Below are 25,287 nucleotides of genomic sequence, written 5' to 3' on the forward strand. Positions count from 1 at the left end.
ATTTTATTTTCTTTTAGTATGGACGTCATGATCGCCCTCATTCATAAAATTAGACCTCTTGGGCAAACATTTGAAAGCAGAGACAGACATGGAATTGACCCGCGATCTTCCACTAGAATATGACCAATCGGGATTGCTGTTTATTGACGTGCAGAACTTTGCAGCCCACAGGGATGGTGCCGAATTCGAAGGGCTGACAAATGCCGAGTTTGACGCAAAGTTTGGCTGGTTTTTTGAGCAGCTGAAATCCAGTATCGTACCTAATATGCAAGCCTTGCAAAAGGGATTTCGCGCGGCGGGAATCGAGGTTCTTTACACAACGATTGAAAGTCTGACCAAAGACGGGCGCGACAGATCTCTGGATTACAAAATCACGGGCTTCAACGTGCCCAAAGGATCCTGGGACGGCAAGGTGATCGACGAACTGGCACCAGCCGATGATGAGATCGTGTTTCCAAAATCTTCGTCCTCAGTCTTTGTCTCGACCCACATAGATTACGTGCTGCGCAATCTCGGCATAAAGCAATTGGTGCTGGCAGGGATCGTGACCGATCAATGCGTCGAAAGCGCAATTCGCGATGCCTGTGATCTGGGCTATCTGGTCACCCAAGTGACGGATGCCTGCATGACCTACACGCAAGAGCGTCACGACAATTCCCTGCAAACGATCAAAGGCTACTGCCGTCAGGTGACGACAGCCGAATTGCTTGACGAAATCGGTCGTGGCTAGGTCGGTGAGGCGCCCAGCCGATCCGTTTGGCGGCGCGTCTCAGGCGTTATCCACACCCGTTTTCTCGCCAAATTCCGATTTTTCCCTGCGCGTCAGTTCAACCTGTCATCATCCAAAAAATCGCTCAGAAATATTTGGCGAGGCACACTCAAAACAGCATGTGAGATCAGAGACAAATCCACACTTTTCGGTAAAACGTCCGAGCATTATCTGCCCTCACCACATGTTTTCCTTGATGCAGCGAATGCCAGTTTCAGAGTGACATACTAAAAAGGCTACATAAGTGGTCACGGATTTGCCGATACACAAAGCAAATGCCAGGTTGAAACCAATTTATTGATCGGTATCGGGGCCTTGGGAACAGCGGTAGGGCCACGAGCGTTGTAATTGCGTCTCCAAGTGGTTACATAGGGAACACTAAAGTTCTGGTTTTCTGCAGCCCAGGCGTATCGCCTGCTAGAGTGAACTAAGTTCTTCCATCATGAAAATTCAGCTGTCACGTCCTCTACTTGGATTTGATGTTTGGGAAAGTTGCCGATGTTTTCGCGCACGACCACATCGCTTGTGACGTTAGTTGATCCGTTTGTGGTGATCAGACGCACCGATGGCTTGCCAATAAACCACAACGCAACCGTTGATCAAATGAGCTTCCGATAGGCAAAAACTGCGCCTATCGACCATCGCGTCCTGGGATTGGCCCGGGCGCAAGATCAAGATTGCGCAGAAAGACATAAAACAGCGAGGCGGCGCTTTCTCCGCCAGAGGAACTAAAATGACATTTCCAGAATGGACGAAACCAGGCATCTACGGTGCTTTGTGTGGTGCGGTGGCGGTCTCAATCCTTGGCTTTACCTGGGGCGGATGGACAACCAGCGGCAGCGCTCAAGAGTTGGCGAAAGACCATGCTAGCGAAGAAGTAACGCTTGCGATGGTGCCGGTCTGCCTGAACAGGTCAACCGCTGACCCCAAGCGCGAAGAAATAATCGAAACACTGCAAGAGGCCTCTGGCTTCAACCGCCGCAAGGCCATGATGGATACAGGTTGGGCAACACTGCCGGGGTCAGATTCGCCAAGCCGCGACCTCGCAGATGCCTGTATCGCGGGGCTTGAGTTGGATGGATCATAAGGCAAAGGCAATGCCGCAACTCTTTCGGACGACTTGGCGCGCAAATCTGTCACTAGGCATTCAGATGAGTGCGGCGCTGCTTGGGTTTACACTCTGTGCTTTGCTTTTATTTTCGATGCCTGCATTCGCTCAATCTACATCGCAATCGGTGCCAGACAATGCCACCGCAACGAGTTACGGTGACGGTTGGAAATGCAACGCCGGGTATAGGTTGAGTGGCGACGTCTGCGCAGCTGTCGTAGTGCCAGAAAATGCCTATCCGACCAACCGTACCTATGGTTTAGGTTGGGAATGTCTTCATGGTTTTCGCGAGAACGATGAAGCGACCTGTGTTGCGGTGATTGTACCCGATGGCGGATTCCTTGATTCATCAGGTGAACGTTGGCATTGCTCTCGCGGTTTTCTCAAAATCGACGATACGTGCCAAGAAATTGTCGTACCCGCAAACGCTTATCTGGCTGATACGACCTATGGACCCGCGTGGGAATGCAAACGTGGGTTCGAAGCATTGGACGACCGTTGCGTCGCCATTGTGGTCCCGGCCAACGCGTATCTGAATTCATCAGGATACGGCCAACCCTGGACATGTGAACGTGGATATTTTGTACAGGATGGCACGTGCGCGGCCGTCGTGATCCCTGAACATGCCTACTTGGACGATGCAACGTACGGCACGGGATGGAAGTGCGAGCGGGGATACGCGACCTCAGGTGTGAATTGCGAAACAATAGAGCTTCCTGCGAATGCCCATCTTGACAGGTCCGGAAACCGTTGGAACTGCAACAAGAATTTCAAGTCATCTAAAGGCCTGTGCGTTCTCGATAACTGAGCGCGCGGCGCGACTATTTCGACTTTGGTATCCGATGGTGACGACCGTGTTGCCTTGGGTGTCGACCACACAAAGGAAACATCATGAAAACCGACTTTAACGTGGCAAACACGATCCGTCGTCCTGTTAGCGGGGCGCAGGCGCCGCCATTGACCAGCGACGAACCCATAAGATCAACTTCTGCCACTCAGATCATCTTACCGCCAACTGCGATTGTCTATTGCCAAGGTAACTTTGCCAAGGCGGATGGCAAAACTGCAAATGGCCTCGTTCGCCATTCAGAGGCCTACAGGATCCTGTCTGTCATAGATAGCGATCACGACGGCAGAGACAGCGGACTGGTTCTTGACGATACTGTAAACCACATTCCGGTCTTCAGAAGTCTGGACGCTGCTGTTGTCCATGAAGCCGTAATCCCAGATACCCTCATTTACGGGATGGCACCATCTACGGGCAGGCTCTCATCGACAGATCGTGACGTTGTTCTCGACGCGATATCACTTGGTATGAACATCGTCAGTGGATTGCATGAGTATCTGGGCGATGATCCAGAAATCGCCTCTTTTGCGGCCGAACGCAAAGTCACCATCCGAGATATTCGCAAACCTAAACCCAGCAAGGATATGCGCCTGTTCGATGGAAGTATTGCAGGTGTGAAAGCACTGCGCATAGCGGTTCTTGGGACCGACTGCGCCATTGGAAAGCGGACAACAGCGACTGTTTTGGCCCGTGCCTTGAACTCAAGAGGCATCAAGACCGTCCTTGTTGGTACGGGCCAGACAGGTTTGATGCAGGGTGCAAAATATGGGGTGGCAATGGATGCCGTACCACCGCAGTTCTGTTGCGGCGAACTTGAAGGCGCGATCGTTGACGCTTCCGAGTCTGAACGACCCGATGTCATATTGATCGAAGGTCAAGGGGCGTTGAGCCATCCGGCATTCTGCACATCCGCCTTTATCCTGCGGGGCAGCCAGCCGGACGCCGTAATCCTCCAGCACGCTCCAAAGCGCGCGCATCGCTGTGACTTTCCCAATATGCCGATGCCCAAGCCTGCAAGTGAGATTGCCCTTATCGAAGCATTTGCTGACACAAAGGTCATTGGTGTCACGCTCAATCATGAGGGGATGTCCGAGGCCGAGGTAACCGACACGATCGCCGCACAGTCACAAATACTCGGGCTGCCGGTAACGGATGTACTCAGCCGGCCGGCTTCGCATTTGCTTGCAATGGTTGTTGCCGCTTACCCTGGGTTACATCACTCCACACCCGTGGCTGCGATATGAGTACCCCTCGCATTGAGGTGCATCTGAGCAAGATACGTCACAATGCGAAGACTGTTGTCGAGCGCCTCAAGACACGCGGCATCGGTGTCACCGGTGTGACCAAGGCGGTGTGCGGGCATCCAGCCATCGCTCAGGCTATGCTCGACGGCGGCGCTGTGGGGCTTGCGGAAGCGCGGCTTAGTAACGTGCGAAGGTTACGCAACGCGGGCATGACATGCCCGATCACATTGATCCGTACACCAATGCTGAGTCAGGTCGATCAGGTCATCCAATACTGTGAGGCGAGCTACAATACAGAAATCCTCGTGATTACCGCTCTGGCCGCCGCCGCGATCCGGAAAGACTGCATTCACGGCATTATCCTGATGGTTGAGATGGGCGATCTGCGCGAAGGGATCATGCCAAAGGACCTCGGCTCGGTTGCACAGCAAGTGGTGGACATGCCCGGCGTTACGCTGAAAGGCATCGGAGCGAACTTTGCATGTCTGGGGGGAATTGCCCCGAATGCTGCAGATATGGAGGCCCTATCTGAACTGGCGAATGAAACAGAGGGGCAGTGTGGTCCCTTCCTTCACACGGTATCTGGCGGAAACTCGGCCAACCTTCCTTGGGCCCTCGGCGGACACCCAGCTTGTCGCATCAATGATCTAAGGCTGGGGGAAGCAATGCTTCTGGGCGTTGATCCGGTATCCGGAGATCAGATAGGCGGGATGTATACGGATGCATTTACGCTTGTCGCTGAGGTAATTGAAACAGGGTCCAAACCTGCATCTCACCCTCAGAGTATCTGCGATCCGGTATTCAAAAGACTTCACCTCGTCCCGAAAAGCGGACAGAGCACACAAATAATTCTGGCCGTTGGTCAGCAAGACACGAACATTTTGGGGCTTTCGATGCCCCCTGGATACAGGTTTATCGGTGCAACAAGCGATCATCTTGTCGTTGGCACTTACCATTCGACGCAAAGCGTAGGATCGGAAATGAAGTTCCAAATGAACTATAGTGCATTGATGAATGCTATGTCCGCTCCTGACGTTAAGACAAAGCTGCTCCGTGGCAGTCATTCACGACACGCGCATGTCTCTCAAGGATCAGGCAATCACCTGGCATCGATTTGAACACTCAACTGATAAATGCACCGTTGAAAACGGTTAGGAGAATAACCATTGGCAAAGCTGACAAAAAAAACTGTCTTCAATGCACACGTTCCCAAGGCGGAAACACCGATGGACAAAACAACGCGGATCGTTAGAGAAATGGTCAACGAAGAAGCAGAGCAAAGACAGATCAAGAATGCCCGGCTCCGCAAAACTCGGCTCGAAAGGGATGCGAATACATTATCTGAAGCCTGTCCGCCGAAGCCCGTCAAAAAGCGGTGACAGGATTGTCGCCCCTTCTTTTTGCCCGACTTGAATGATCGAAACACGAACAAAGCGGCTAGCGAGCATTGTTTTTCCCATGCATCAATCGCACCCATACTCATTTTACGGATACTGCCATGACAATCTCAGATGAGAGCTCAGAAAAAATTCACTATATCTGCCAGACATACGTAGAAAATAAGCCCGGTCGCGGAGGGCAAGGAAGCTTGAAAATTGGCAAGCAATTTGAATACTCCACGGCGGCGGAAGCACAAAACAGAGCAGAAAGGGAAGCGCTATCCGACGATTGCGCTGGCGCTGATGCCTACATGGTCAGTGAGGACCCGAACAGTGGCGAGGTCGGGGCGCCAAGCTTCATCATTAGGCTTGGAAATGTTCCGGAATTTGATGAGTTTTAGATCTTGAGCAGGCTTCAGTTTAACTCTCTAAACTCACCTTGATTGCGGCATTAGATCGACAAAAAGCAAATCTATTTGGTGCCAGAAAAACAGACCATTTTGGGCGTGGGTTTTGCCAAGAAACTGCGCCATGAATACCGGAAAAAGCAGATATTAGTGTAGGCGCAGCGAGAAATCCCAAGGTGCAGGTCGGGCTCGTATGCTACTTTCGTGGTATCCAGCGAAAAGGATCGTTCACTTACTTCGAGCCAGATTTTGACGTGAAGGCCAAAGCGATCTGGCCTTTCATATTGTGCAACAACTAGATTGAGTAGAGGTATTGCGCATCTGGGACATACGTCAGATTTGTTCGACCTTCACGGAATCAAGCGGGTAGAAGGCGACATGGCCTTTGATGTCTAAGGCAGAATGGATCGGGTCTTCATAGCTCCAAGCAGCGTTTTCAGTGACCGAGGATTTGTTGACGATCGAAAAATGCGTGGCTTGGCCCTTGTGTTTGCACTGCGTGACCTTGTCGGTAACATCCAGAAATGCCATCGCGATATCGGTACGAGGGAAATAGATGACCGGATCAAGATCGCCCTCGAGCAATTCCAGAGCATTTGTGGTTTCACCCAGAATGGCGCCTCCTGAACGGACGCTCCATTTGCCTGGTGTCTTGCGAATGGTGATCTCGGTCATCTTTGCTCTTTCCTCTGGTCCGGTTTCCCGCTTGTCCACTGCCCGGTATATGTAACGATGCGGTGTCAGATCGGTGCGGTTGCGGCATCCAACCACAGTTGGGCGTCATCTCCCAGCCTTGGTCGAACTTTTTCGGCAACTTCGCGGTGATATGCGTTCAGCCAGTCGCGTTCGACTGCCGTCAGCATATCGGTCAGAACCAAGCGTCGGTCGATAGGGACATAGGTCAATGTGCGCCATTCCAACATGGGACGTTCCGCGTCACCACTGGGCAGGGTAGGGGCAGATTGCACCACCAAAAGGTTTTCAATCCGGATTCCAAAGGCACCTTCGCGGTAATAACCCGGCTCATTCGACAAGATCATGCCCGGCAGCAAGGGCTCATGGCTGGCTTTGGACAGACGCTGAGGACCCTCATGCACACTCAGATAGGCACCGACGCCGTGCCCGACACCGTGATTAAAGTCCTGACCCGCTGCCCATAGGGGCACACGCGCCACGGATTCGATATCACGTCCAGCCAACCCGGCAGGCCAGCGCAGCATAGACATGGCGATCATGCCTTTCAGCACGCGAGTAAAGCAGGCTTTTTCTTCTTCACCCACATTGCCGATAGCAATGGTCCGGGTAATATCAGTCGTGCCATCCAAATATTGTCCGCCGCTGTCCAGCACCAGGATATGACCGTCTTGCAGCAGGCTGTCGGTTTCCTCGGTCACCCGGTAATGCATGATCGCGCCATTGGGTCCTGTCCCTGCAATCGTATCGAACGAGATATCCTGCAGGGCATTATCCTTGCGCCGGTTCTCCTCAAGCCGAGTGACCACCTGCGTTTCCGTAACATTGCCAGCGGCTTGCGCATCCAGCCAGCATAGCGTTTCGATCACAGCGACAGCATCGCGCAGATGTGCCTCGGCACTGCCTGCGATTTCGGCAGGGTTCTTGCAGGCTTTGGGCAGCGCACAAGGGTCGCCGCCATCGACCATCTGCCCTTCTAGCACATCGGCCACTGCCTGTGGCAGCGTACCAAGATCAACCTGAACCTTACCGTCAAGCGCTGCGACAGCCGTCACAAACGTGTCCGGCGCATGAACTGTGACTGAATCGGCCATCGCCACGTTCAGCTTTTGGTGCGCCATGAACAGATCCACGCGGCCATCCGCATGCAGTATAGCAAACCCATGCGCCACCGGGTTGTACCCGATATCGGAGCCCCGAATATTCAACAACCACATGATCGAGTCGGGCAGGGTAATCACCGCTGCGCCACAGCCCGCGTCCTGCAGGGACTGCGCCAGACGCGCGATTTTGCTGTCTGCGCTTTCGCCCGCGAATTCGATCGGGTGCAGCTTTACCGGGTTCAGTGGTGGATCGGGTTGATCCCGCCAAACCCGGTCCACCAGATTGTCGCTGTGCACCAGTGTAATATCTCGGCCTTCAAGGTCGGTCTGCGTTTTCGCGATCTGACCCGCCGAATGTAGCCACGGATCAAAGCCAACCCGACCACCCTGCGGGAGTTGTTCCTTTAGCCACGCGGCAAGGCTGACCTCGGGCCATGGAACAGGTGTGTAATCGGCGGCGACCTGCGCTTTGACCTGAGTGCGATAACGTCCGTCAATGAAGACGCCGGCCTTATCTGCCAAAACCACGCAAAACCCGGCCGAACCTGTGAACCCGGTCAGCCAGGCAAGCCGTTCGTCGCGCGGGGCCACATACTCGCCTTGATGCACATCCGCGCGCGGGACCAAGAAACCGTCCAACCCGTCGCGTGCCAATTCGGTCCGCAGATCGGCCAGCCGGGGCGGGCCCTGTTCCGGCCGTGCGGTCACGGCGAAGGACTGAAACATGTCATACCTCTATCAGTTTGGAGCGCGCGACGCCATGTTATGGAAAAGGCGATTCAGCCTACTCTCTTCATTCCCATCACCCGTGCTCGTGCGCGCGGATCACTGTCAAACAGAGCGGCCAGTTGCTCAGTCATGGCTCCGGCCAGTTGCTCGACATCCGTGATGGTCACGGCGCGGTCGTAATACCGGGTCACGTCATGGCCGATGCCGATGGCAAGCAATTCCACCATCTTGCGCTTTTCGACCATCCCGATCACATCGCGCAGGTGCTTTTCCAGATAGTTTGCTGGGTTCACGCTGAGCGTTGAATCATCGACCGGCGCCCCGTCCGAGATTACCATCAAAATCTTGCGCTGCTCGCGCCTTGCCGTCATCCGGCGATGCGCCCATTCCAGCGCCTCGCCGTCGATATTTTCCTTCAGCAGACCTTCTTTCATCATCAGCCCCAGATTGGGCCGGGCGCGTCGCCACGGGGCATCTGCGCCTTTGTAGATGATATGGCGAAGGTCGTTCAGGCGACCGGGCTGCTGTGGACGGCCATCGTTCAGCCAGGCCTCACGCGCCAGTCCGCCTTTCCACGCTCGCGTGGTAAAGCCCAGAATCTCAACCTTGACGTTGCAGCGTTCCAGCGTGCGTGCCAGAACATCCGCGCAGATCGCCGCGATCGAAATAGGTCGCCCGCGCATCGAGCCCGAATTATCCAACAGCAGCGTCACCACCGTATCGCGGAACTCAGTGTCCTTCTCGACCTTAAAGCTCAGCGGTGTGGTTGGGCTTGCAACAACACGCGCCAGACGGCCCGCGTCCAGTATGCCTTCTTCGCGGTCGAACTCCCAGCTGCGGTTCTGTTGCGCCTGCAACCGGCGCTGCAATTTGTTGGCCAAACGGCTGACGGCGCCTTTCAACGGTTCTAGCTGTTGATCCAGATAGGCCCGAAGGCGTTCCAGCTCAGCGGGCTCCGCCAGATCCTCGGCGGCGATCTCTTCGTCATGGGTGCTCAGGTAGACCTTATAGTCGGGATCAGCATCGGATGCAGGCGGAGGGGCAGGCGGCTCCAGCGGGGCCTCGCCCTCGGGCATCTCGGCCTCTTCTCCCATTTCATCCTCGGCCATCTCATCCATGGAGACTTGGGCCTGAGACTGATCCTGCTGTTCTTCCTGTGACTGCTCAGGGGTCGCATCCGCGTCCTGTTCGTCCTGATCATCCTGGCCAGTGCTGTCGGGGTCGGGCTGTTCTTCGGCGTCGTCTTCGGCCTGATCTTCCTGATCTTCGTCCAGCTCATCCGGGTCATCGCCCAGCTGATCGCCATAGCCCAGATCCTTGATCATCTGGCGTGCAAACTTGGCGAATTCGGCCTGGTCCGAAAGCACCTCGTCAAGGTTCTCCAGTACGCCCCCCGCCTGATCTTCGATAAACCCGCGCCACAGGTTCATGACATTGTCAGCCGCAGGCGGCAGGTCGCGACCAGTGGCCAGATGCCGGATCAGATAGCCGGCGGCCACCGAAAGAGGCGCGTCAGCTGGCTGTTTGCACTGATCATACCCACGCCGGATCGCTTCGTGCCCGATCTTGACGTCGATGTTGGACGCAGTGCCTGGCATGTCCCGCGCACCCATCGCTTCGCACCGGGCAACCTCCATCGCCTCGTACAGATCGCGGGCCATGTCACCCGGAGGCGCATAGCGATTATGAGTAGCATCATCGTGATAGCGTCGCTGCAAAGCCAAAGCATCCGCGGTCCCGCGCGCCAACAGAACCTCTTCCCGCGTCATGCGCCGCGAGACCTGAGGCAACCGCATCGACTCACCCGACAGGCCCGACGGGTCGACCGTATAGCTCACCGTAAGTTCCGGATCGTCGGCCATCACTTTGGTGGCTTCGGCCAGAGCTTTCTTGAACGGATCAGCGGGGTTGTCTTTGGGTTTGCTCATCGGTGGCAGGTCCGGTCTTGTTCTACTCGGGCAACCTAGAGCCAATCATAGGTCTTGACCATAGGGTCGGCTTTGTTTTCCGGGTAATCAGCGGCACGCCCGAATTGCAAAAACGCCGGACCTGTAGAAAAGAGGCAACGCCCGGCTTCTGCGTGGCCTGTGATTCTAACTGGGGGTGACTTTTCCGTCAGTACAATGCAAAACGAACGGTACACGAACGCGTGATATAGTTATTTGTTTGGGACGGTTTTATGGGACTCAGAAGACAATTTCGAAAATTGTTCGGGATCAAAAGACAGACCATAGAATTACAGCCCTCCGGCTGGCTAGCCGAGAATGTTTTCTGTCAGTCACCCTCAACGCCGCTGAGTGAGATAGTTCACGTTTTCGATCCCAAATACAAAGATCCTGACCCAATCAACCTGGTGCATATCGTAAATTTCTTTTCTGTCGACGGAGCGATGAATGATGTGCAGCGCGCTACGTTGGATAGCATGGTGACTGCCAAATCAGATCCGTTGGCTGGTGAAGGTGAAACAACTTTGGTGCAGGTTCCGGTGCATGGGGACGAAGATCTGATTCAGGCCCATTACGGCCTGCAAGTTGCGACAAAACTGGAACGCACGGTTCTGGATGTCGGAACGTTTCGAATTCCTCGGCCTTTGCCACTTTTGTTTGATATTCTGGAAAAGGGTGCATCCGTTGCTAAACCCGGAGATTTTGTAATCTACACTAATGCAGATATTTGTCTTCAGCCCTATTTTTATGGCGCGGTACGTCAGCTTATTGCGGGTGGTTTCGATGCCATCACGATCAATCGCCGGACATTTGGCGATGCGCATGGGTTTTCCCATGACCCCCTGTCTATGGGCGAGGTTGGTATGCAGCATCCGGGTTTCGACTGCTTTGTTTTTTCCAAAGAAGTTTTCGATCAATTTGTTCGCACAGATTCCTGCCTCGGGATGTCTGGGGTCATACAGCCAATGCTATTCAATCTCGCTGCGCACTCGAAACGAATGCTGATGCTCAAGAATGTCAGTCTGACGTTTCATTTCGGCGATGATCGGCCGTGGAAAACCCAGGACTTTGATGATTATGCCATGCATAACTTCACAGAGGCGGCGGATAGTTTAACCAAATTGGCGGAAGACGTCAGTAAACGCGGTCATCTTCGCGAATTCTGTGACAATCACATTGGAATCTGGAAACTTGACGACGACGGATTGTTGGCTCCAGATGCGGCTCGAGAAGTTGCACAGGCACATTTGGCCAATAATGCATAAAGGCTAGCTTTCGTAGCTTTTGATGATGTGGCCCTACCAGAGCTTCCGAAAGCCTGTGCCACGCACAAGCCCCCGGAAATTCCGTATATTTTGTTATCCCAAGCTGGTGCTTGCAGCGCTTTCCGGGAGTTCCTCGTCAAAACACCGCTGATAGAACTCGGCCACTGTCTGGCGCTCCAGCTCGTCGCATTTGTTCAGAAAGGATAGGCGGAAAGCATAGCCGACATTGCGGAAAATCTCGGCGTTTTGGGCCCAGTTGATTACCGTTCGGGGGCTCATCACGGTCGAAAGATCACCGTTCATGAACGCGGTCCGAGTCAGATCGGCAACGGTGACCATCTGAGCGACGATCTTGCGGCCCTCGGCCGTGTTGTAGTGCGGCGCTTTGGACAGAACGATCATCGTTTCTGCGTCATGGCTAAGGTAGTTCAGCGTCGCGACCAGAGACCAACGGTCCATCTGGGCTTGGTTGATCTGTTGTGTGCCGTGATACAGGCCGGTTGTGTCACCCAGGCCAACAGTATTGGCGGTGGCAAACAGGCGGAAATACTTGTGCGGGGTCAGAATCTCGTTCTGGTCCAGCAGGGTCAGGCTGCCATTGGTTTCCAGAACGCGCTGGATCACAAACATCACGTCTGCGCGCCCGGCGTCGTATTCGTCAAAGACGATCGCAACAGGGTTACGCAGAGCCCAGGGCAGAATTCCTTCGTGGAAATCCGTAACCTGCTTGCCGTCGCGCAGTTTGATCGCGTCCTTGCCGATCAGGTCGATCCGGCTGATATGGCTGTCGAGGTTCACACGCACAGCCGGCCAATTCAGGCGTGCGGCAACCTGTTCGATATGGGTCGATTTACCGGTGCCGTGATAACCCTGAATCATCACGCGGCGGTTATGGGTAAACCCTGCGAGGATTGCCAGCGTCGTATCTGGGTCGAACTTATATGTCGGGTCGATCTCGGGAACCCGTTCTGTCTGTTCGTAAAAGCGTTTGACCTGCATGTCAGAATCGATGCCGAACACATCTCGGACCGAAATCTCTTCTGTTGGTTTTGCGTTTGCGTCAATCGGCCAATCCATGCCTGTCGTCCTTATCCTGATACCGCGGCCCCCGCGCGGGCTTCTGAACCCGTGTGTGGTGCAACATATTGCGGGTAAGGGCAAGGGGAAGCGGCGAGGCTAAAAGACTGAGGCGCAGTTTCATTCGTATTGACGCGCTCGGCATACCGCCTCCGTTCGTTTCAGATAAAGGCACAGTGCCCAATCGGATTACACATAAGGAGATGGTCTTGGTGAAATTGCACTTTTACATCAGGCGATATTGTTGGCCAGCAGGCAACAATATGCATTCAAATATGAAAATATCACTTAGTTTGGGGGTAACTGTGTTTTAGACTGAACATATTGGTGAGTTTTGATGGGTTCCGAGTGAGGTAGTTTATGAGAAGCTTGGTTAAGGCTGCTTTTAGTTCTGTACTTTCCATGGTCATTTGTTGGCGCATTCGGTCGTCAGCATCCTGGGCCTGACCAATGGCTTTTGATGCCCTTCTCCATACTGTCAACAGCACTGGCCGCGGAGACCTGATCGTTCAGGACACGACCGTTCCTGCCATTATCTCTGGCTCTACGATCTCGTTCGATGGTGGGGCAACGTTCCAGACCTACACATATCTTGGCCAAGGCAATTACCGTGGCACAGGGGAATCTGGCGAGTTCATTCGGGTGGGCGGCCAGGTTTATGCCTGGGACACGGCGAACCCGACGGGCCCGATGACATTGGGGAACTGGAAGATCACGACCTCGGATCTTGATCCAACAGACCCGCCCTGTTTTGTTTCCGGGACTTTGATTGATACCGACAACGGACCGGTCCCGGTCGAGAAATTGGTTGTTGGCGACAGGGTGCTCGTCTCGAATGGCGGGGCACTGCCTATTGTCTGGACCGGCAAAAGGGCTCTTAGCACTATGGCTTTGCACAGCAGGCCAAAGTTCAGACCTGTCTGCATCCGGAGAAATGCCCTGGGCAAAGGGATGCCGGATCAGGATTTGTACGTGTCGCCTCAGCATCGGATCGTGCTGGAAGGCTGGCGGGCCGAGTTATTGTTTGGCGAAGCAAAGGTTTTTTCGGCTGCCATCCATTTGGTCAATGGCGATACGGTCTATCAAGTGTCGCCCGATAAGCCGGTAGAATATTTTCACATTGCCTGCGAACGGCACGAGATTTTGACATCCAATGGCGTGCGCAGCGAAAGCCTGTTTCTGGGCGACAGGGCGCTGCAATCCTTTCACCGCGAAGACGTCGACGAATTGCGCGCGCTATTCCCTGAACTGTGTGCTGAGGCGTCGGTTCCTCGAACGCGGTTACGTTGCTTGAAACGCCCCGAAGTGCTGGCGCTGCAGGGTATGGCCAGCAATTAAAACGCCTATTTAAAGTTCCGGCTGTCTTTGATCTGGTCCCAGGCCCAGACAACTTCTTGCAGCTGCTCTTCCTGCGAGCGGTCGCCGCCGTTCATATCGGGGTGCAACACCTTGATCAGCTTTTTATAGGTCTTTCGGATTTCGGCCTTGGACCAGCTGTCATTGGCTTCCAGAATCTCGATAGCGCGACGTTCGGTCGGGGGCAGGCGGCGGCCGCCTCCGCCTGTAGTGCGCCCTTTGTTCTGGGTACTGTTCGCGCCCAGCACCTGGTGCGGGTCTTCGATTCCCAAACGGGCCCAGGCACGTGCCTCGGGATCGCCCATGGGTTTGGTTTCACGCTCCCAGACTTTGTCCTTAGACTGTTGAGCATTCATTTCGGCCTCGGTCGTGCCGTCGAAGAAATTCCATTTCTGGTTATACTCGCGCACATGCTGCTGGCAGAACCAGAAGAAATCATCCAAAACATCCGGTGCTTTCGGGGCCCGAAATTTACCAGGCTCTTCACAGCCCTCATGGTCACAGATTCGCACCGAAGTTTCAGACGCGCCAGACATACCACGCCGTCCACGCGGGTTTTTTTTCTTCGCGCTGGAGACGGACATATCGAATCCAAATGGGTCTGATTTCGTCATGCTATGATCCTTAAGAACGCATCTTCTCGACTCGGAGGCAGCAGTTTAGTCTAAGCAGCCGAAAGTAGAAGAGGGGGGCGGTAATATTTTTGCCGCTGAGCGTAAAAATGACCGTGACCGAAGAAATGCGAAGCCGCCTGCAATCGGCGTTTGATCCACATGAGCTTGAAATCGTTGACGACAGCGAAAGCCACCGCGGGCATGCCGGATTCCAAGACGGTGGTGAAAGCCATTTCAACATCCGAATCCGCGCGGCTGCATTCGAGGGGCAATCTCGCGTTGCCCGCCACCGCGCAGTTCACAGGGCGCTTGGAGATATCGTGCCGCGGATCCATGCTTTGGCATTGGATATCGGTGTTTAGGCAGGCTTTTGTAACGCGGCCCGGAACGGTCGCACCCCTGCAGCGAAGACAATTCGCGGGTTTTGCCGTGATCGTTCAGAGATTGGCACAGGGTCGCGGGTTGGATAGGTGAAAGCCGGCCGGTAATTTTTCGGTGTTTTGGTGATTTCGACCGGTTTCTTGCACTGATTGCAACAAATCAGGAAATTCAGCCTGAATGTGAAAACATTCCATGCATAACAGTTGCTCGAACGCGGGCCCTAATCTACCCTCCTTTGACGGGATGTTTTTCAGGTATTTGGTTTTGAGAGTTCTTTTTGTGCAGGCTGGATTTGGGCCTGGGGGGGCAGAGAAAGTAATCGCGATGCTTTCAGGGCATTTTGCCCGGCGCGGTTGTGCTGTCCACGTCACCGGTTTTCAGATGCCGACCGATGGTCCCTATTTCCCGATGCATCTCGATGTTGAACTCAGCGTTGCAGAAAAGGCGACGGGACAGGCGTCACGTATTACGCATATCCGCTCTGTCATAAAGAAATTCCGACCGGACGTTGTAATCTCATTCCTGACCAAGGTGAATGTTCAGACTCTTCTGGCAAGCGTTGGAACTGGGATTCCCGTTATCATTTCTGAACGCAATAATCCGCTGCGACAGGACGCACATCCCCTTTGGGCACCGCTTCAGGGGATTGCGGGGATAAAGGCAGCAAAGGTTGTCGGGCTGACACATCGCGGATTGGCGGATCTTCCCTTCACTTTGCGCAAGAAGGGGATGGTTATTCCGAACCCGATCCTCCCCTTTGAGCGAGTTGAATCCTCTGGCACGAGGCAGGGTGTGCAACTGGTCGCGGTTGGCCGCCTCGTTCGGCAAAAGGGGTTCGACATGCTGCTGCAGGCGATGCAGCGCATTCATTCCCAAGCTCCAGATACCAGGTTGATTATCTATGGTGAGGGCAGCGAGCGGGAAAATCTGCAGAAACTGCGCGATGATCTGGGGCTACAGTCGGTTGCTCGGCTGCCCGGCAATACGATCGAGGTCGGGGAATGGGCGCAGCGTGCGGACATTCTGGTAGCCACCTCGCGGTTCGAAGGGTTTCACAATGTCGTCGCTGAGGCGGCGGTCAGCGGGATACCGGTCGTGTCTTTCGATTGCGATTACGGTCCGTCAGAGTTCATTCAAAACGGACGGAACGGATATCTGGTTCCCGTCAACGATGTCAGTGGTTTGGAACAGGCAGTGCTGAAGCTGATCCATGAACCCGACCTCAGGGCGCAGATGTCCAAGGTGTCACCTACGCTAAAGGCCGATCTGTCCCCAGATCAGGTCTTTGCCCAATGGGACACGCTAATTCGCGACGTCACGAGCTGAGATTCAAAACGCTACTCCTGACAGCCGTTTTTTTTGACAGGCCCGGTTAGGGCAATCAGGTTTTTTGACCTTCAGTCTCTGCAGTTTCGTCTTCCGATTTTTCTGTTTCAGCACCTTTCAGCGACAAAGGCGGCTCTTTGGCCTGTTCCGCAATGGGGGCCGGGGCCTGAACGGTATCGGGACCAGGAACAGGTTGAGCAAGAGCAACGCCATCCTTTGTTTCGGTCGGGCCAGGTGTCGGGGCAACAGGCACATCAATTTCACGGCGGAATATCAGCACATTGCGCCAGTTCACGGTGCTGCCGGTCAGGCCGGAGCGTTCCTCGCTGGGCAACAACTCGGCGCGTTGATATTCCCAGCCATCCTGCCCCATCTGGTTTAGCACCTGTTCAATAGAAGCAGCGAAACGTCCCTCGGCTGACTTTTCACCCTTGGTCTTGGCAGACTTTTGGGGGGAAGGGACAACTTTGTATTCGTAGCGGGGCATCGGAATTCCTACCTGTAAGTTCCGGGTAATCTAGCAGGTTGATCACAATGGGAAAGTCATCATAGCGCAGCGGGCGAATTCCGGCACATCTGCTGGTGCGGGCCTGGTGCCACAAATGACAAGCGGCGGGACTTTGCGCAAAGGCTAAAGTCCCGCCGCCGAAATCAGTAAAACCGAAAGATCTACGATCCCAGTTTCTTGGCAATCAGCTCGTTAACGGCCTTGGGATTGGCCTTGCCGCCAGTCGCCTTCATTACCTGACCAACGAACCAGCCGGCCAGTTTCGGGTTTACCTTGGCCTTCTCGACCTGTGCCGGATTGGCGGCTATGATCTCGTCCAAAGCGGCCTCGATCGCGCCCGTGTCCGTCACCTGCTTCATGCCGCGGTCTTCGACGATCTGCGCCGGATCTCCGCCTTCGGTATAGACGATTTCGAACAGGTCCTTGGCGATCTTGCCCGAGATCGCGTCCGAGGAAATCAGGTCGATGATGCCGCCAAGCTGTGCAGGTGAAACCGGCGAGTCGGTGATCTCGTGATCTTCCTTTTTCAGGCGGCCAAACAGTTCGTTAATGACCCAGTTTGCAGCCAGTTTGCCATTGCGACCCTGCGCGACCTCTTCGAAATAGGCAGCCGATTCAACATCAGCAGTCAGCACCGATGCGTCATAGTCCGTCAGTCCGAACGTGCTGATAAAACGCGCTTTTTTATCGTCAGGCAGCTCGGGCAGGTTGGCGGCGATGTCGTCAACCCAGGCCTGCTCGATCTCTAGCGGCAGCAGGTCAGGGTCAGGGAAGTAGCGATAGTCATGCGCTTCTTCCTTGGACCGCATCGAACGCGTCTCGCACTTGTCCGGGTCATACAGGCGGGTTTCCTGATCGACCTTGCCACCACCTTCGACGATCGCGATCTGGCGGCGGGCTTCGACCTCAATGGCTTGCTGGATGAAGCGCATCGAGTTCATGTTCTTGATCTCACAACGGGTGCCCAGATGCGAGAAATCCTGTGTTTCCTGATACTTTTCATAGGCCCCCGGCAAACAGATCGAGACGTTCACGTCTGCCCGCAAATTGCCGTTCTGCATGTTGCCATCACAGGTGCCCAGATAGCGCAGGATCTGACGCAACTTGGCGATATAGGCGGCGGCCTCTTCCGGGCCGCGAATGTCGGGGCGGCTGACGATCTCCATCAGGCAAACACCGGTTCGGTTCAGGTCGACGAAGGACATATGCGGGTCCATGTCGTGGATCGACTTGCCCGCGTCCTGTTCCATGTGGATGCGTTCGATCCGCACCATGCGCGCGGTGCCGTCGCCCATCTCGACCAAAACTTCACCTTCGCCGACAATGGGCTGATAAAGCTGGGAAATCTGATAACCCTGCGGAAGGTCGGGGTAGAAATAATTCTTGCGGTCAAAAGCCGATTTCAGGTTGATATCGGCTTTCAGGCCCAACCCGGTGCGCACGGCCTGTTCGACGCAATATTCGTTGATCACCGGCAGCATCCCCGGCATTGCCGCGTCCACAAAGGCCACGTTCGAGTTCGGCTCGGCCCCGAATTGGGTCGATGCGCCAGAGAACAGCTTGGCATTGGACGAGACCTGCGCATGCACCTCCATCCCGATTACCAGTTCCCAATCGTGCTTGGCCCCGGCAATGGTTTTGGGCTTAGGCATTTCGTATGTCAGGTCGAGCATGGCGCGCCTCATTTCCGCAGAAGTCTAAGCCTGCGTATTAGGCCCGGCGCGCCAAAGGGGCAAGGGGGAATCAGTGTCCGGACAGGTGCAACCCTGTCGGAGTAAAGGTCACATCCATGCCGCTGCGCAGTTCCTCACGAAACAGGTCGCCGATTGCCCGCAACGCATCGCGGTGCCCGCGGGCTGCAAACCGTTCGGGCGAGTTGATGCGGACCGAGTTATTGAACCCTTGTGCCGCATGGGCCCAGATCAGCGGATGTAGTTCGGTCAGGTGATCACGGATCAGCCAGTTGGCCGCGTCGTGGATCTGAGCGCGCACCGCGTCGGCCTTTTCATTACCCCCAAGGCCGTTCTGGATGGTTATCGCACAATAGGCAGCCAGCATATTGACCATCTGCTGGTCGGGGCGGTTGCGCAGAATATCGTGCAAACCCTGCAGGAAATACTCGATATCCAGCCGTGCGCAGGCTTCGTCGTCCAGGGCGATGGCATCAAACTGGACCCACGTGTAGCCACCGGCGCCCCAAAGGTCATGGGTACGGGCTGCATTGCGCAGGGCCTGAACCTCAAGCTCTTCATAGCTGCCGAACCAGCGTGGCAGCAGATGAGTGCCCATTGCACGCATATGGCGTTGGTTATGCGGGTCCAACGTAATCAACTGTTCATACTGATCAGCCACGCGCAGATTGGACTTGCGCTGACCTGCCAGCAGAGCACAGCCAACAGCCGCAACCAGCGCATTGTTGGGCGCGGCTTCGCGGCATTTTGGCAGGATATCGGCCGCGCGGTCGAAATGGGCGGTGCAGCGAGACCGGTGCAAGGGGGGAAGAACTGCGTTTGTCGCAGTGCCGCGCCACGCCCAGGCCAGGTCAATATGCGCCATAGCCACAACAAGGGCGATCATCGGATCATCCTCATGCGCCCGCATTTCATCCTCAAGCTCAGAAATTCCGCCAAGAAGATCATAGTCTGACAATGCCCGATAATCGGACAGAGCGTGTTCGACCGCCAGCACTACATCGGACCGAGCGCCGAATGCCAGCAAATCCGCGATTGGCATCCCATCGGGCGCAGTTTCGCGCGCGTCATCGGCGGCACGCATCTTTGCAGAAAGGTCTGCCCACCGATCCTGACGGGCCAGATCGCGGCCAAGCTCTATGACGTCCTGACCGATCAGTTCATCGGCCGAGACATTTGCGACGGGGATATTTACCGAACCCTGATCTGGCAGAGCAGCGGCCAGCACTGCATCGGCGGCGTCGAAATCTGACGCAATTTTCAAGGATGGATGTGGAACGCGGGCCTTTTGGGCCATCAGAAACCGGAACATGCTTACACTCGAAACAAAAAAAATCGTAACCTAGCTTTAGAGACTGGCCTCTATTTGGCTCAAATTCAAGCTACAACCGTCTTATTGTCGCTTTGTTCCGGTCAATGCACCCTGAGCCTCGGGATCGTTTCAAAATGGGCCGAAATGATGCCGTTCAACCTTTAGGCCAGCCTCTTTCAGGCGGGACTCGAGTTCCTTATGCGGAGGGGTCGACTCATCGGGCAGGCGAATCCGCTTTTCCGAGGTCAGCACCAGCGACATGCGCACCGAGAAATCCCAGCGTGTATCCAGACGCACATGGTCGATTTCGCTCAATCTTACGCCAGCCTCGCGCCGCCCCGAGAACCACCGCAGCCCATCCTGTTCCAGCCGGAGCCCCGAACGAGTGTTTTGTGCAAAGTCCCATAATGCGGGCAGGGTGAACAGGGCCAGCAGGCCAATCAGCCACCAGACGGCATCAAAGGCGATGACCAACACAGCCAGCGCGGCATAGACCGACAGCAGAATGGCGATGACCTGCGGTGACCTGTTATGCCGTGTATAGGAATAGGGGGTCATGCGTTCAGGATGCGCGTCACCATTTCGGTCGTGTCCCGTGAAAGGTCTGGCGTTTCGGCGATGCGGGTCAGCTGGTTGCGGATAAGGGCCTGGCGATCTGCGTCATACCGCTTCCACGTCTGGAATGCAGAACACATCCGCGCCGTGGTCTGCGGATTGACCGGATCCAGTTTGATCAGCCAGTCCGCCAGCAGAGAATAACCAGCTCCATCAGCACGGTGGAAACCGGCGTGATTCGTCGCCAATGCCCCTAGAACAGCCCGGAAACGGTTCGGGTTCTTCCAGTTGAAATCCGGGTGCCCGGTCAGGTGGCTTACGTTATCTGCAGTTTCTGCCGGGGCTGACATCGCCACCTGCAGGCCGAACCATTTGTCCATCACCAGCCGGTCATCTTGCCACCGGTCATAAAACGCGTTCAGTTCCTGTTCCCCTTTGCCCGCACGCAACAGGCAGGACAAAGCCGAAAGCTGAAGGGTCATGTTATCGGCGCGCTGATAATCCTCGGCCGCTTTTGCACCCCCGTCCAGCCGTGAGGTCAACGCCAGTGCGGCCCCACCCAGAGCCCGCTGGCCGGCTTGTTCTGCGTCCGGGCTAAAGGCTGCTTCGATGCTGGTTTCGCTGTGCAGGCGGGGCAGCAGATCCTGAACGTGCTGGGCCGTTACCTGCCGCAGCGTTTCAACAGCGGTCCAAATGGCCATCGGGTCGGGCGTGACACCCTGTTCATGCATCATCGCAGCAAGTTCAGATTGGGACGGCAACCCCAGCATCAAGGCGCGATAAGACGGGTCAAGATCGCTGTCGCGCAATACGGCGAGGATGCCATCGAGATAATCCGTTTCCGGTGCCGCATCCGTCAAGATCATCTTGATCAGCGTGTCTTCGGCTAAAGATCGCCCCGCCTGCCAGCGGTTGAACGGGTCGCTGTCATGAGCCAGCAAAAAGGCCCGCTCAGCGCTGCTCTGGTCATGTTCCAGAATCACAGGGGCCGAGAAATCGCGCAGGATTGAGGCCGTGGGTTTGGGCGGATTGGCACCGGCCACGCGTTCCGGTCCTTCGCAACCCTGCAAGCGCCAGCCTTCTACTGTGTATTCGAAAGCAAAGCTTTGGGTTTCCTGCGTGAACTCCAGAATGGTTGTGGGCATGGTTTCATCCCCGTTCGCGCCGATCAGCCCGACCGCAACGGGGATAACCTGCGGCAGTTTTTCTGACTGTCCGGGGGTCGGGTCGGTGCGCTGTCTCAGCGTCAAGGTGTAGATGCCATCAGTCCATTCTTCGGTCACCGATACGCGCGGGGTGCCAGACTGGCTGTACCAGCGTTTGAACTGGGTCAGGTCGCGACCTGTGGTGTCTTCAAACACCTTGATCCAGTCCTCGATGGTGCAGGCCTGACCGTCATGCCGATCAAAATACAGCTCCAGCGCCTGCGCATAGGCCTCGTCACCTACCAGACGTTTCAGCATGCCGATCACCTCGGCGCCTTTTTCGTAGACCGTCGCGGTGTAGAAGTTGTTGATCTCCTGAAAGCTCTCTGGCCTTACCGGATGTGAAAGCGGGCCGTTATCCTCGGCGAATTGGCGCGCCCGCAGGTCGATGGCATCGTGGATACGTTTGACCGGGGCCGAGCGCATGTCCGAGGTGAACTGCGCATCGCGGTACACCGTCAGACCTTCTTTCAAGCACAGCTGAAACCAGTCGCGGCAGGTGATGCGGTTGCCAGTCCAGTTGTGGAAATACTCATGCGCGATGATCGCCTCGATCCGTTCGAAATTCATATCGGTGGATGTCTCAGGGCTGGCCAGCACGGCGGACGAGTTGAAAATGTTCAGACCCTTGTTTTCCATCGCCCCCATGTTGAAATCATCGACGGCGACGATGTTAAAGACATCCAGGTCGTATTCGCGGCCATAGACGTCCTCGTCCCATTTCATCGACTTCTTCAGCGCCTCCATACCGAAGGCGCATTTTCCCTCATCGCCGGGGCGCACCCACAGGTTCAGTTCAACCTCGCGGCCCGATTTGGTTGTGAACTGACCGGGATGTGTAATCAGGTCGCCTGCGACAAGGGCGAACAGATAGGCGGGTTTGGGCCAGGGGTCATTCCATTCGGCCCAACCATCCCCCTTGCCGGTCGGGTTGCCGTTCGAGAGCAGAACCGGCAACGCGCCAATAATGCGTACGGTGAAGATCGACATCACGTCGGGTCGGTCGGGATAGAAGGTGATCTTGCGAAACCCCTCGGCCTCGCATTGGGTGCAATACATGCCGTTCGACATGTAGAGCCCCTCAAGCGCAGTGTTATTGCCTGGGTCGATTTCGACCTCGGCTTCCCAGACAAATGCCGCGTCGGGAACAACCGCCGTCAGGCCGGTCTCTGTGACGTCTGGAGTGATCTCAACCCCGTCAACAGTAGCACGGATCAGTTTCAGTTGCTCACCATGCAGGAAAAACTGACGGTCTAAGGCATCAGGATTGGGCCGGAAGGCGATGCGCGAAGTCACTCGGGTCGCATTTGGGGCCAGATCAAAGGTCAGATGTACGCTGTCCACCAGATAACCAAACGGAGTGTAGTCTTTCAGATAGATCGTCGTGGGGGCTGCGTCGCGCATCGGTGGCCTCGAATGGGGGTTGGTATCAGGCGCGACGTTATGGGTTGCTGCGATGGGCTGCAAGCGGTGCAAGTAAGCTTGTTCAATAGGCGATAAGCATCTGTCGATGTCGACGTGGCCTGACGACCAAAGACCCAAACTGACCAAGACATGTTGCCTATCGGAAATATCCGCCCTAATTGGGGCCTGTATACAACGGCGTACATACGAGGGAATGTGGCATGAGCAGCAGAAAGATGCGGAGCGGACTCAAGGTCGACGGGATTCTGACCGAATTCATAGAAGGGCGTGCTCTGTCTGGAACAGGCGTTGCGGCTGACACCTTCTGGAACGGGCTTGCGCAGATGGTTCACGAGTTGGGCCCAAAGAACCGTACACTTTTGGCAAAGCGGGCCGATATCCAGGGGCGCGTCGATGCCTGGCATCTGGAAAACAATGGCCAGCCGCATAATGCTGCCGCCTATCAGGATTTCCTGCGCGAGATCGGTTATTTGGTGGCTGAAGGCACGGATTTTCAGATCGAAACTGACAATGTGGATCCCGAGATCGCGTTGATTCCCGGTCCTCAGCTGGTGGTTCCTATTACCAATGCGCGTTTTGCACTGAACGCTGCGAATGCGCGCTGGGGCAGCTTGTATGACGCGCTTTATGGCACCGACGCAATGGGCGATCTTCCCGTCGGTGGTGGTTATGATGATGCGCGCGGAGCACGCGTGATTGCTTGGGCCAAAGCGTTTCTGGACGATGCCGCCCCGCTGGCCAGCGGATCATGGGCTGAAATGTCAGAACTGCGCGTTGAAAATGGGGTTCTGGTGCCCGCGCTGGCAGATGCAGCGCAGTTTGTGGGTTTTGGCGGTGCTGCTGAAAACCCGGACTTTGTTCTGCTGAAGAACAACGGTCTGCATGTCAAAGTCGTGATTGACGCTTCCAGCACCATTGGCGCCACCGACCCGGCCGGTATTGCTGACGTGCATCTTGAATCGGCGCTGTCGACGATCATGGACTGCGAAGATTCAGTCGCCTGTGTGGATGCCGAGGACAAGGTGGTTGCCTATGGCAACTGGCTGGGCCTGATGAAGGGTGATCTGACCGAAGAGGTCTGCAAAGGCGGCACGACTTTTACACGCAAACTGTCCGATGACCTGACTTTTACCGCGGCGGACGGTGGCGCTGGTGTTCTTAAGGGCCGGTCGCTGATGCTGGTCCGCAATGTGGGGCACCTGATGACCAACCCCGCCGTTCTGGATGCCGAAGGGCGCGAGATCGGCGAAGGTCTGATGGACGCGCTGTGCACCACTCTGATTGCGATGCACGACCTGCAGCGCGATGGCGGCAACTCGGTCACTGGTTCGGTCTACGTGGTAAAGCCCAAGATGCACGGACCTGAAGAGGTTGCCTTTGCCGTAGAAATTTTCGATATGGTTGAAGACATCCTCGGCCTGCCGCGGAATACCGTAAAGCTCGGTATTATGGATGAAGAGCGCCGCACCTCGGCGAACCTCAAGGAATGTATCCGCGCCGCCAAATCGCGCGTGGCCTTCATCAACACCGGCTTTCTGGACCGGACCGGGGATGAAATCCACACTTCGATGGAGGCAGGACCAATGCTGCCCAAGGGCGACATCAAGAACACGCCGTGGATTGCGTCTTATGAAGATCGCAATGTTGATATCGGTCTGGCATGTGGCTTGAAGGGCAAGGCACAGATTGGCAAAGGCATGTGGGCGATGCCCGACCGTATGGGTGACATGCTGGACGCCAAGACCGGTCATCCGAAATCGGGCGCAACTTGCGCCTGGGTGCCGTCGCCGACTGCCGCGACGCTGCACGCAACACATTACCATAAGGTCAACGTCCTAGAGCGCCAGGACGAATTGGCTGCCGGTGGCGCACGTGGTACGCTGGATGATCTGCTGACTGTGCCTTTGCTGGGCGGCCGCAATCTCAGCGATGATGAGATTGCGCGTGAGATCGAAAACAACGCGCAAGGCATCCTAGGCTATGTGGTTCGCTGGGTCGATCAGGGCGTTGGCTGTTCGAAAGTGCTGGACATCAATGATGTTGGCCTGATGGAAGACCGTGCCACGTGCCGGATTTCGTCTCAGGCCTTGGCCAACTGGCTGCATCATGGCACTGTCGATGAGGCGCAAGTCATGGCCGCGATGCGGAAAATGGCCGTAGTGGTCGATCGGCAGAATGATAACGATCCGGCGTATCGCCCAATGGCTCCCGGTTTCGACGGCATCGCCTTCCAGGCGGCCTGTGATCTGGTTTTCAAAGGTCGTGTTCAGCCCTCGGGTTATACTGAACCTGTCTTGCACGCCCGCCGTCTGGAGATGAAAGCCAGCCTTTAACCCAACAGAAATGA

The 25,287-nt window shown here is 55.6% G+C and carries 22 protein-coding genes; 12 read left to right on the plus strand and 10 right to left on the minus strand.

Going from position 1 to position 25,287, the window contains the following annotated elements:
- Positions 1–88 precede the first annotated feature (88 nt).
- The 7 genes from AC2FH6_RS08590 to AC2FH6_RS08620 all read left to right on the plus strand — a co-directional run bounded on the left by AC2FH6_RS08590 (position 89) and on the right by AC2FH6_RS08620 (position 5,748).
- On the plus strand, positions 89–730 hold the full coding sequence (locus tag AC2FH6_RS08590) for a cysteine hydrolase family protein (protein WP_271950264.1): 642 nt from the start codon (positions 89–91) through the stop codon (positions 728–730).
- Between the two features lie 772 nt (positions 731–1,502).
- Positions 1,503–1,856, plus strand: coding sequence for a hypothetical protein (locus AC2FH6_RS08595; protein ID WP_142635000.1), 354 nt, complete (start codon positions 1,503–1,505; stop codon positions 1,854–1,856).
- Between the two features lie 10 nt (positions 1,857–1,866).
- Entirely contained in the window at positions 1,867–2,685 is an 819-nt protein-coding gene (locus AC2FH6_RS08600) for a hypothetical protein (RefSeq protein WP_496702100.1), read from the plus strand.
- Positions 2,686–2,768: 83 nt separating this feature from the next.
- Entirely contained in the window at positions 2,769–3,968 is a 1,200-nt protein-coding gene (locus AC2FH6_RS08605) for an N-acetyltransferase DgcN family protein (RefSeq protein WP_496702102.1), read from the plus strand.
- Positions 3,965–5,086 (plus strand): alanine/ornithine racemase family PLP-dependent enzyme, encoded by a 1,122-nt coding sequence (locus AC2FH6_RS08610; RefSeq protein ID WP_496702104.1) that lies wholly within the window; start codon positions 3,965–3,967, stop codon positions 5,084–5,086. The genes AC2FH6_RS08605 and AC2FH6_RS08610 overlap by 4 nt, the downstream gene beginning before the upstream one ends.
- 48 nt (positions 5,087–5,134) lie before the next feature.
- The gene (locus AC2FH6_RS08615; RefSeq protein ID WP_281972780.1) at positions 5,135–5,347 is read left to right on the plus strand and encodes a hypothetical protein; all 213 of its coding nucleotides are present in this window, start codon (positions 5,135–5,137) and stop codon (positions 5,345–5,347) included.
- A gap of 119 nt (positions 5,348–5,466) precedes the next feature.
- Positions 5,467–5,748 carry a hypothetical protein gene (locus AC2FH6_RS08620; RefSeq protein WP_282021446.1) on the plus strand — a complete coding sequence of 94 codons (282 nt, stop codon included), beginning with the start codon at positions 5,467–5,469 and terminating at the stop codon, positions 5,746–5,748.
- 339 nt (positions 5,749–6,087) lie between these two features.
- Here AC2FH6_RS08620 and AC2FH6_RS08625 read toward each other — a convergent pair whose 3' ends face one another.
- The 3 genes from AC2FH6_RS08625 to cobT form a co-directional block, all read right to left on the minus strand.
- The gene (locus AC2FH6_RS08625; protein ID WP_142634990.1) at positions 6,088–6,429 is read right to left on the minus strand and encodes a DUF427 domain-containing protein; all 342 of its coding nucleotides are present in this window, start codon (positions 6,427–6,429) and stop codon (positions 6,088–6,090) included.
- Positions 6,430–6,494: 65 nt separating this feature from the next.
- Positions 6,495–8,276, minus strand: coding sequence for an aminopeptidase P family protein (locus AC2FH6_RS08630; protein ID WP_496702106.1), 1,782 nt, complete (start codon positions 8,274–8,276; stop codon positions 6,495–6,497).
- A 53-nt stretch (positions 8,277–8,329) separates the two neighbouring features.
- Entirely contained in the window at positions 8,330–10,207 is a 1,878-nt protein-coding gene (cobT, locus tag AC2FH6_RS08635) for a cobaltochelatase subunit CobT (protein WP_142634986.1), read from the minus strand.
- A 278-nt stretch (positions 10,208–10,485) separates the two neighbouring features.
- Here cobT and AC2FH6_RS08640 point away from each other — a divergent pair, with 278 nt between their 5' ends.
- Positions 10,486–11,490, plus strand: a complete 1,005-nt coding sequence (locus AC2FH6_RS08640; RefSeq protein ID WP_496702108.1) for a hypothetical protein — start codon at positions 10,486–10,488, stop codon at positions 11,488–11,490.
- 93 nt (positions 11,491–11,583) lie between these two features.
- Here AC2FH6_RS08640 and cobS read toward each other — a convergent pair whose 3' ends face one another.
- Positions 11,584–12,567, minus strand: coding sequence for a cobaltochelatase subunit CobS (gene cobS / locus AC2FH6_RS08645; protein WP_496690879.1), 984 nt, complete (start codon positions 12,565–12,567; stop codon positions 11,584–11,586).
- A gap of 450 nt (positions 12,568–13,017) precedes the next feature.
- Here cobS and AC2FH6_RS08650 point away from each other — a divergent pair, with 450 nt between their 5' ends.
- Complete coding sequence (locus AC2FH6_RS08650; protein WP_496701691.1) at positions 13,018–13,905, plus strand: Hint domain-containing protein; 888 nt, start codon at positions 13,018–13,020, stop codon at positions 13,903–13,905.
- A gap of 5 nt (positions 13,906–13,910) precedes the next feature.
- On the opposite strand, the gene AC2FH6_RS08655 is transcribed toward AC2FH6_RS08650, so the two are convergent.
- Entirely contained in the window at positions 13,911–14,537 is a 627-nt protein-coding gene (locus AC2FH6_RS08655; protein WP_496689725.1) for a J domain-containing protein, read from the minus strand.
- Between the two features lie 107 nt (positions 14,538–14,644).
- Between AC2FH6_RS08655 and AC2FH6_RS08660 the strand changes: the two genes are divergently transcribed.
- Together AC2FH6_RS08660 and AC2FH6_RS08665 are read left to right on the plus strand one after the other, a co-directional pair.
- Complete coding sequence (locus AC2FH6_RS08660) at positions 14,645–14,899, plus strand: BolA family protein (RefSeq protein WP_496702110.1); 255 nt, start codon at positions 14,645–14,647, stop codon at positions 14,897–14,899.
- Positions 14,900–15,161: 262 nt separating this feature from the next.
- Complete coding sequence (locus AC2FH6_RS08665; protein ID WP_496702210.1) at positions 15,162–16,244, plus strand: glycosyltransferase family 4 protein; 1,083 nt, start codon at positions 15,162–15,164, stop codon at positions 16,242–16,244.
- A gap of 55 nt (positions 16,245–16,299) precedes the next feature.
- Here AC2FH6_RS08665 and AC2FH6_RS08670 read toward each other — a convergent pair whose 3' ends face one another.
- From AC2FH6_RS08670 to pepN, 5 genes are all read right to left on the minus strand, one after another.
- Entirely contained in the window at positions 16,300–16,731 is a 432-nt protein-coding gene (locus AC2FH6_RS08670; protein WP_281972785.1) for a DUF4177 domain-containing protein, read from the minus strand.
- A 182-nt stretch (positions 16,732–16,913) separates the two neighbouring features.
- Positions 16,914–18,425, minus strand: a complete 1,512-nt coding sequence (gene gatB, locus AC2FH6_RS08675; protein WP_496702113.1) for an Asp-tRNA(Asn)/Glu-tRNA(Gln) amidotransferase subunit GatB — start codon at positions 18,423–18,425, stop codon at positions 16,914–16,916.
- 70 nt (positions 18,426–18,495) lie between these two features.
- Complete coding sequence (locus AC2FH6_RS08680; protein ID WP_142634967.1) at positions 18,496–19,755, minus strand: hypothetical protein; 1,260 nt, start codon at positions 19,753–19,755, stop codon at positions 18,496–18,498.
- Between the two features lie 129 nt (positions 19,756–19,884).
- Positions 19,885–20,313: a hypothetical protein gene (locus tag AC2FH6_RS08685; protein ID WP_496702115.1), complete on the minus strand. Its 429-nt coding sequence runs from the start codon at positions 20,311–20,313 to the stop codon at positions 19,885–19,887.
- Positions 20,310–22,919, minus strand: a complete 2,610-nt coding sequence (pepN, locus tag AC2FH6_RS08690; RefSeq protein WP_496702116.1) for an aminopeptidase N — start codon at positions 22,917–22,919, stop codon at positions 20,310–20,312. Before pepN ends, AC2FH6_RS08685 begins: the two co-directional genes overlap by 4 nt.
- Positions 22,920–23,140: 221 nt before the next feature.
- Between pepN and AC2FH6_RS08695 the strand changes: the two genes are divergently transcribed.
- Entirely contained in the window at positions 23,141–25,273 is a 2,133-nt protein-coding gene (locus tag AC2FH6_RS08695; protein WP_496702118.1) for a malate synthase G, read from the plus strand.
- Positions 25,274–25,287: the final 14 nt, after the last annotated feature.

The sequence above is a fragment of the Ruegeria sp. CDSC045 genome (assembly GCF_059610725.1).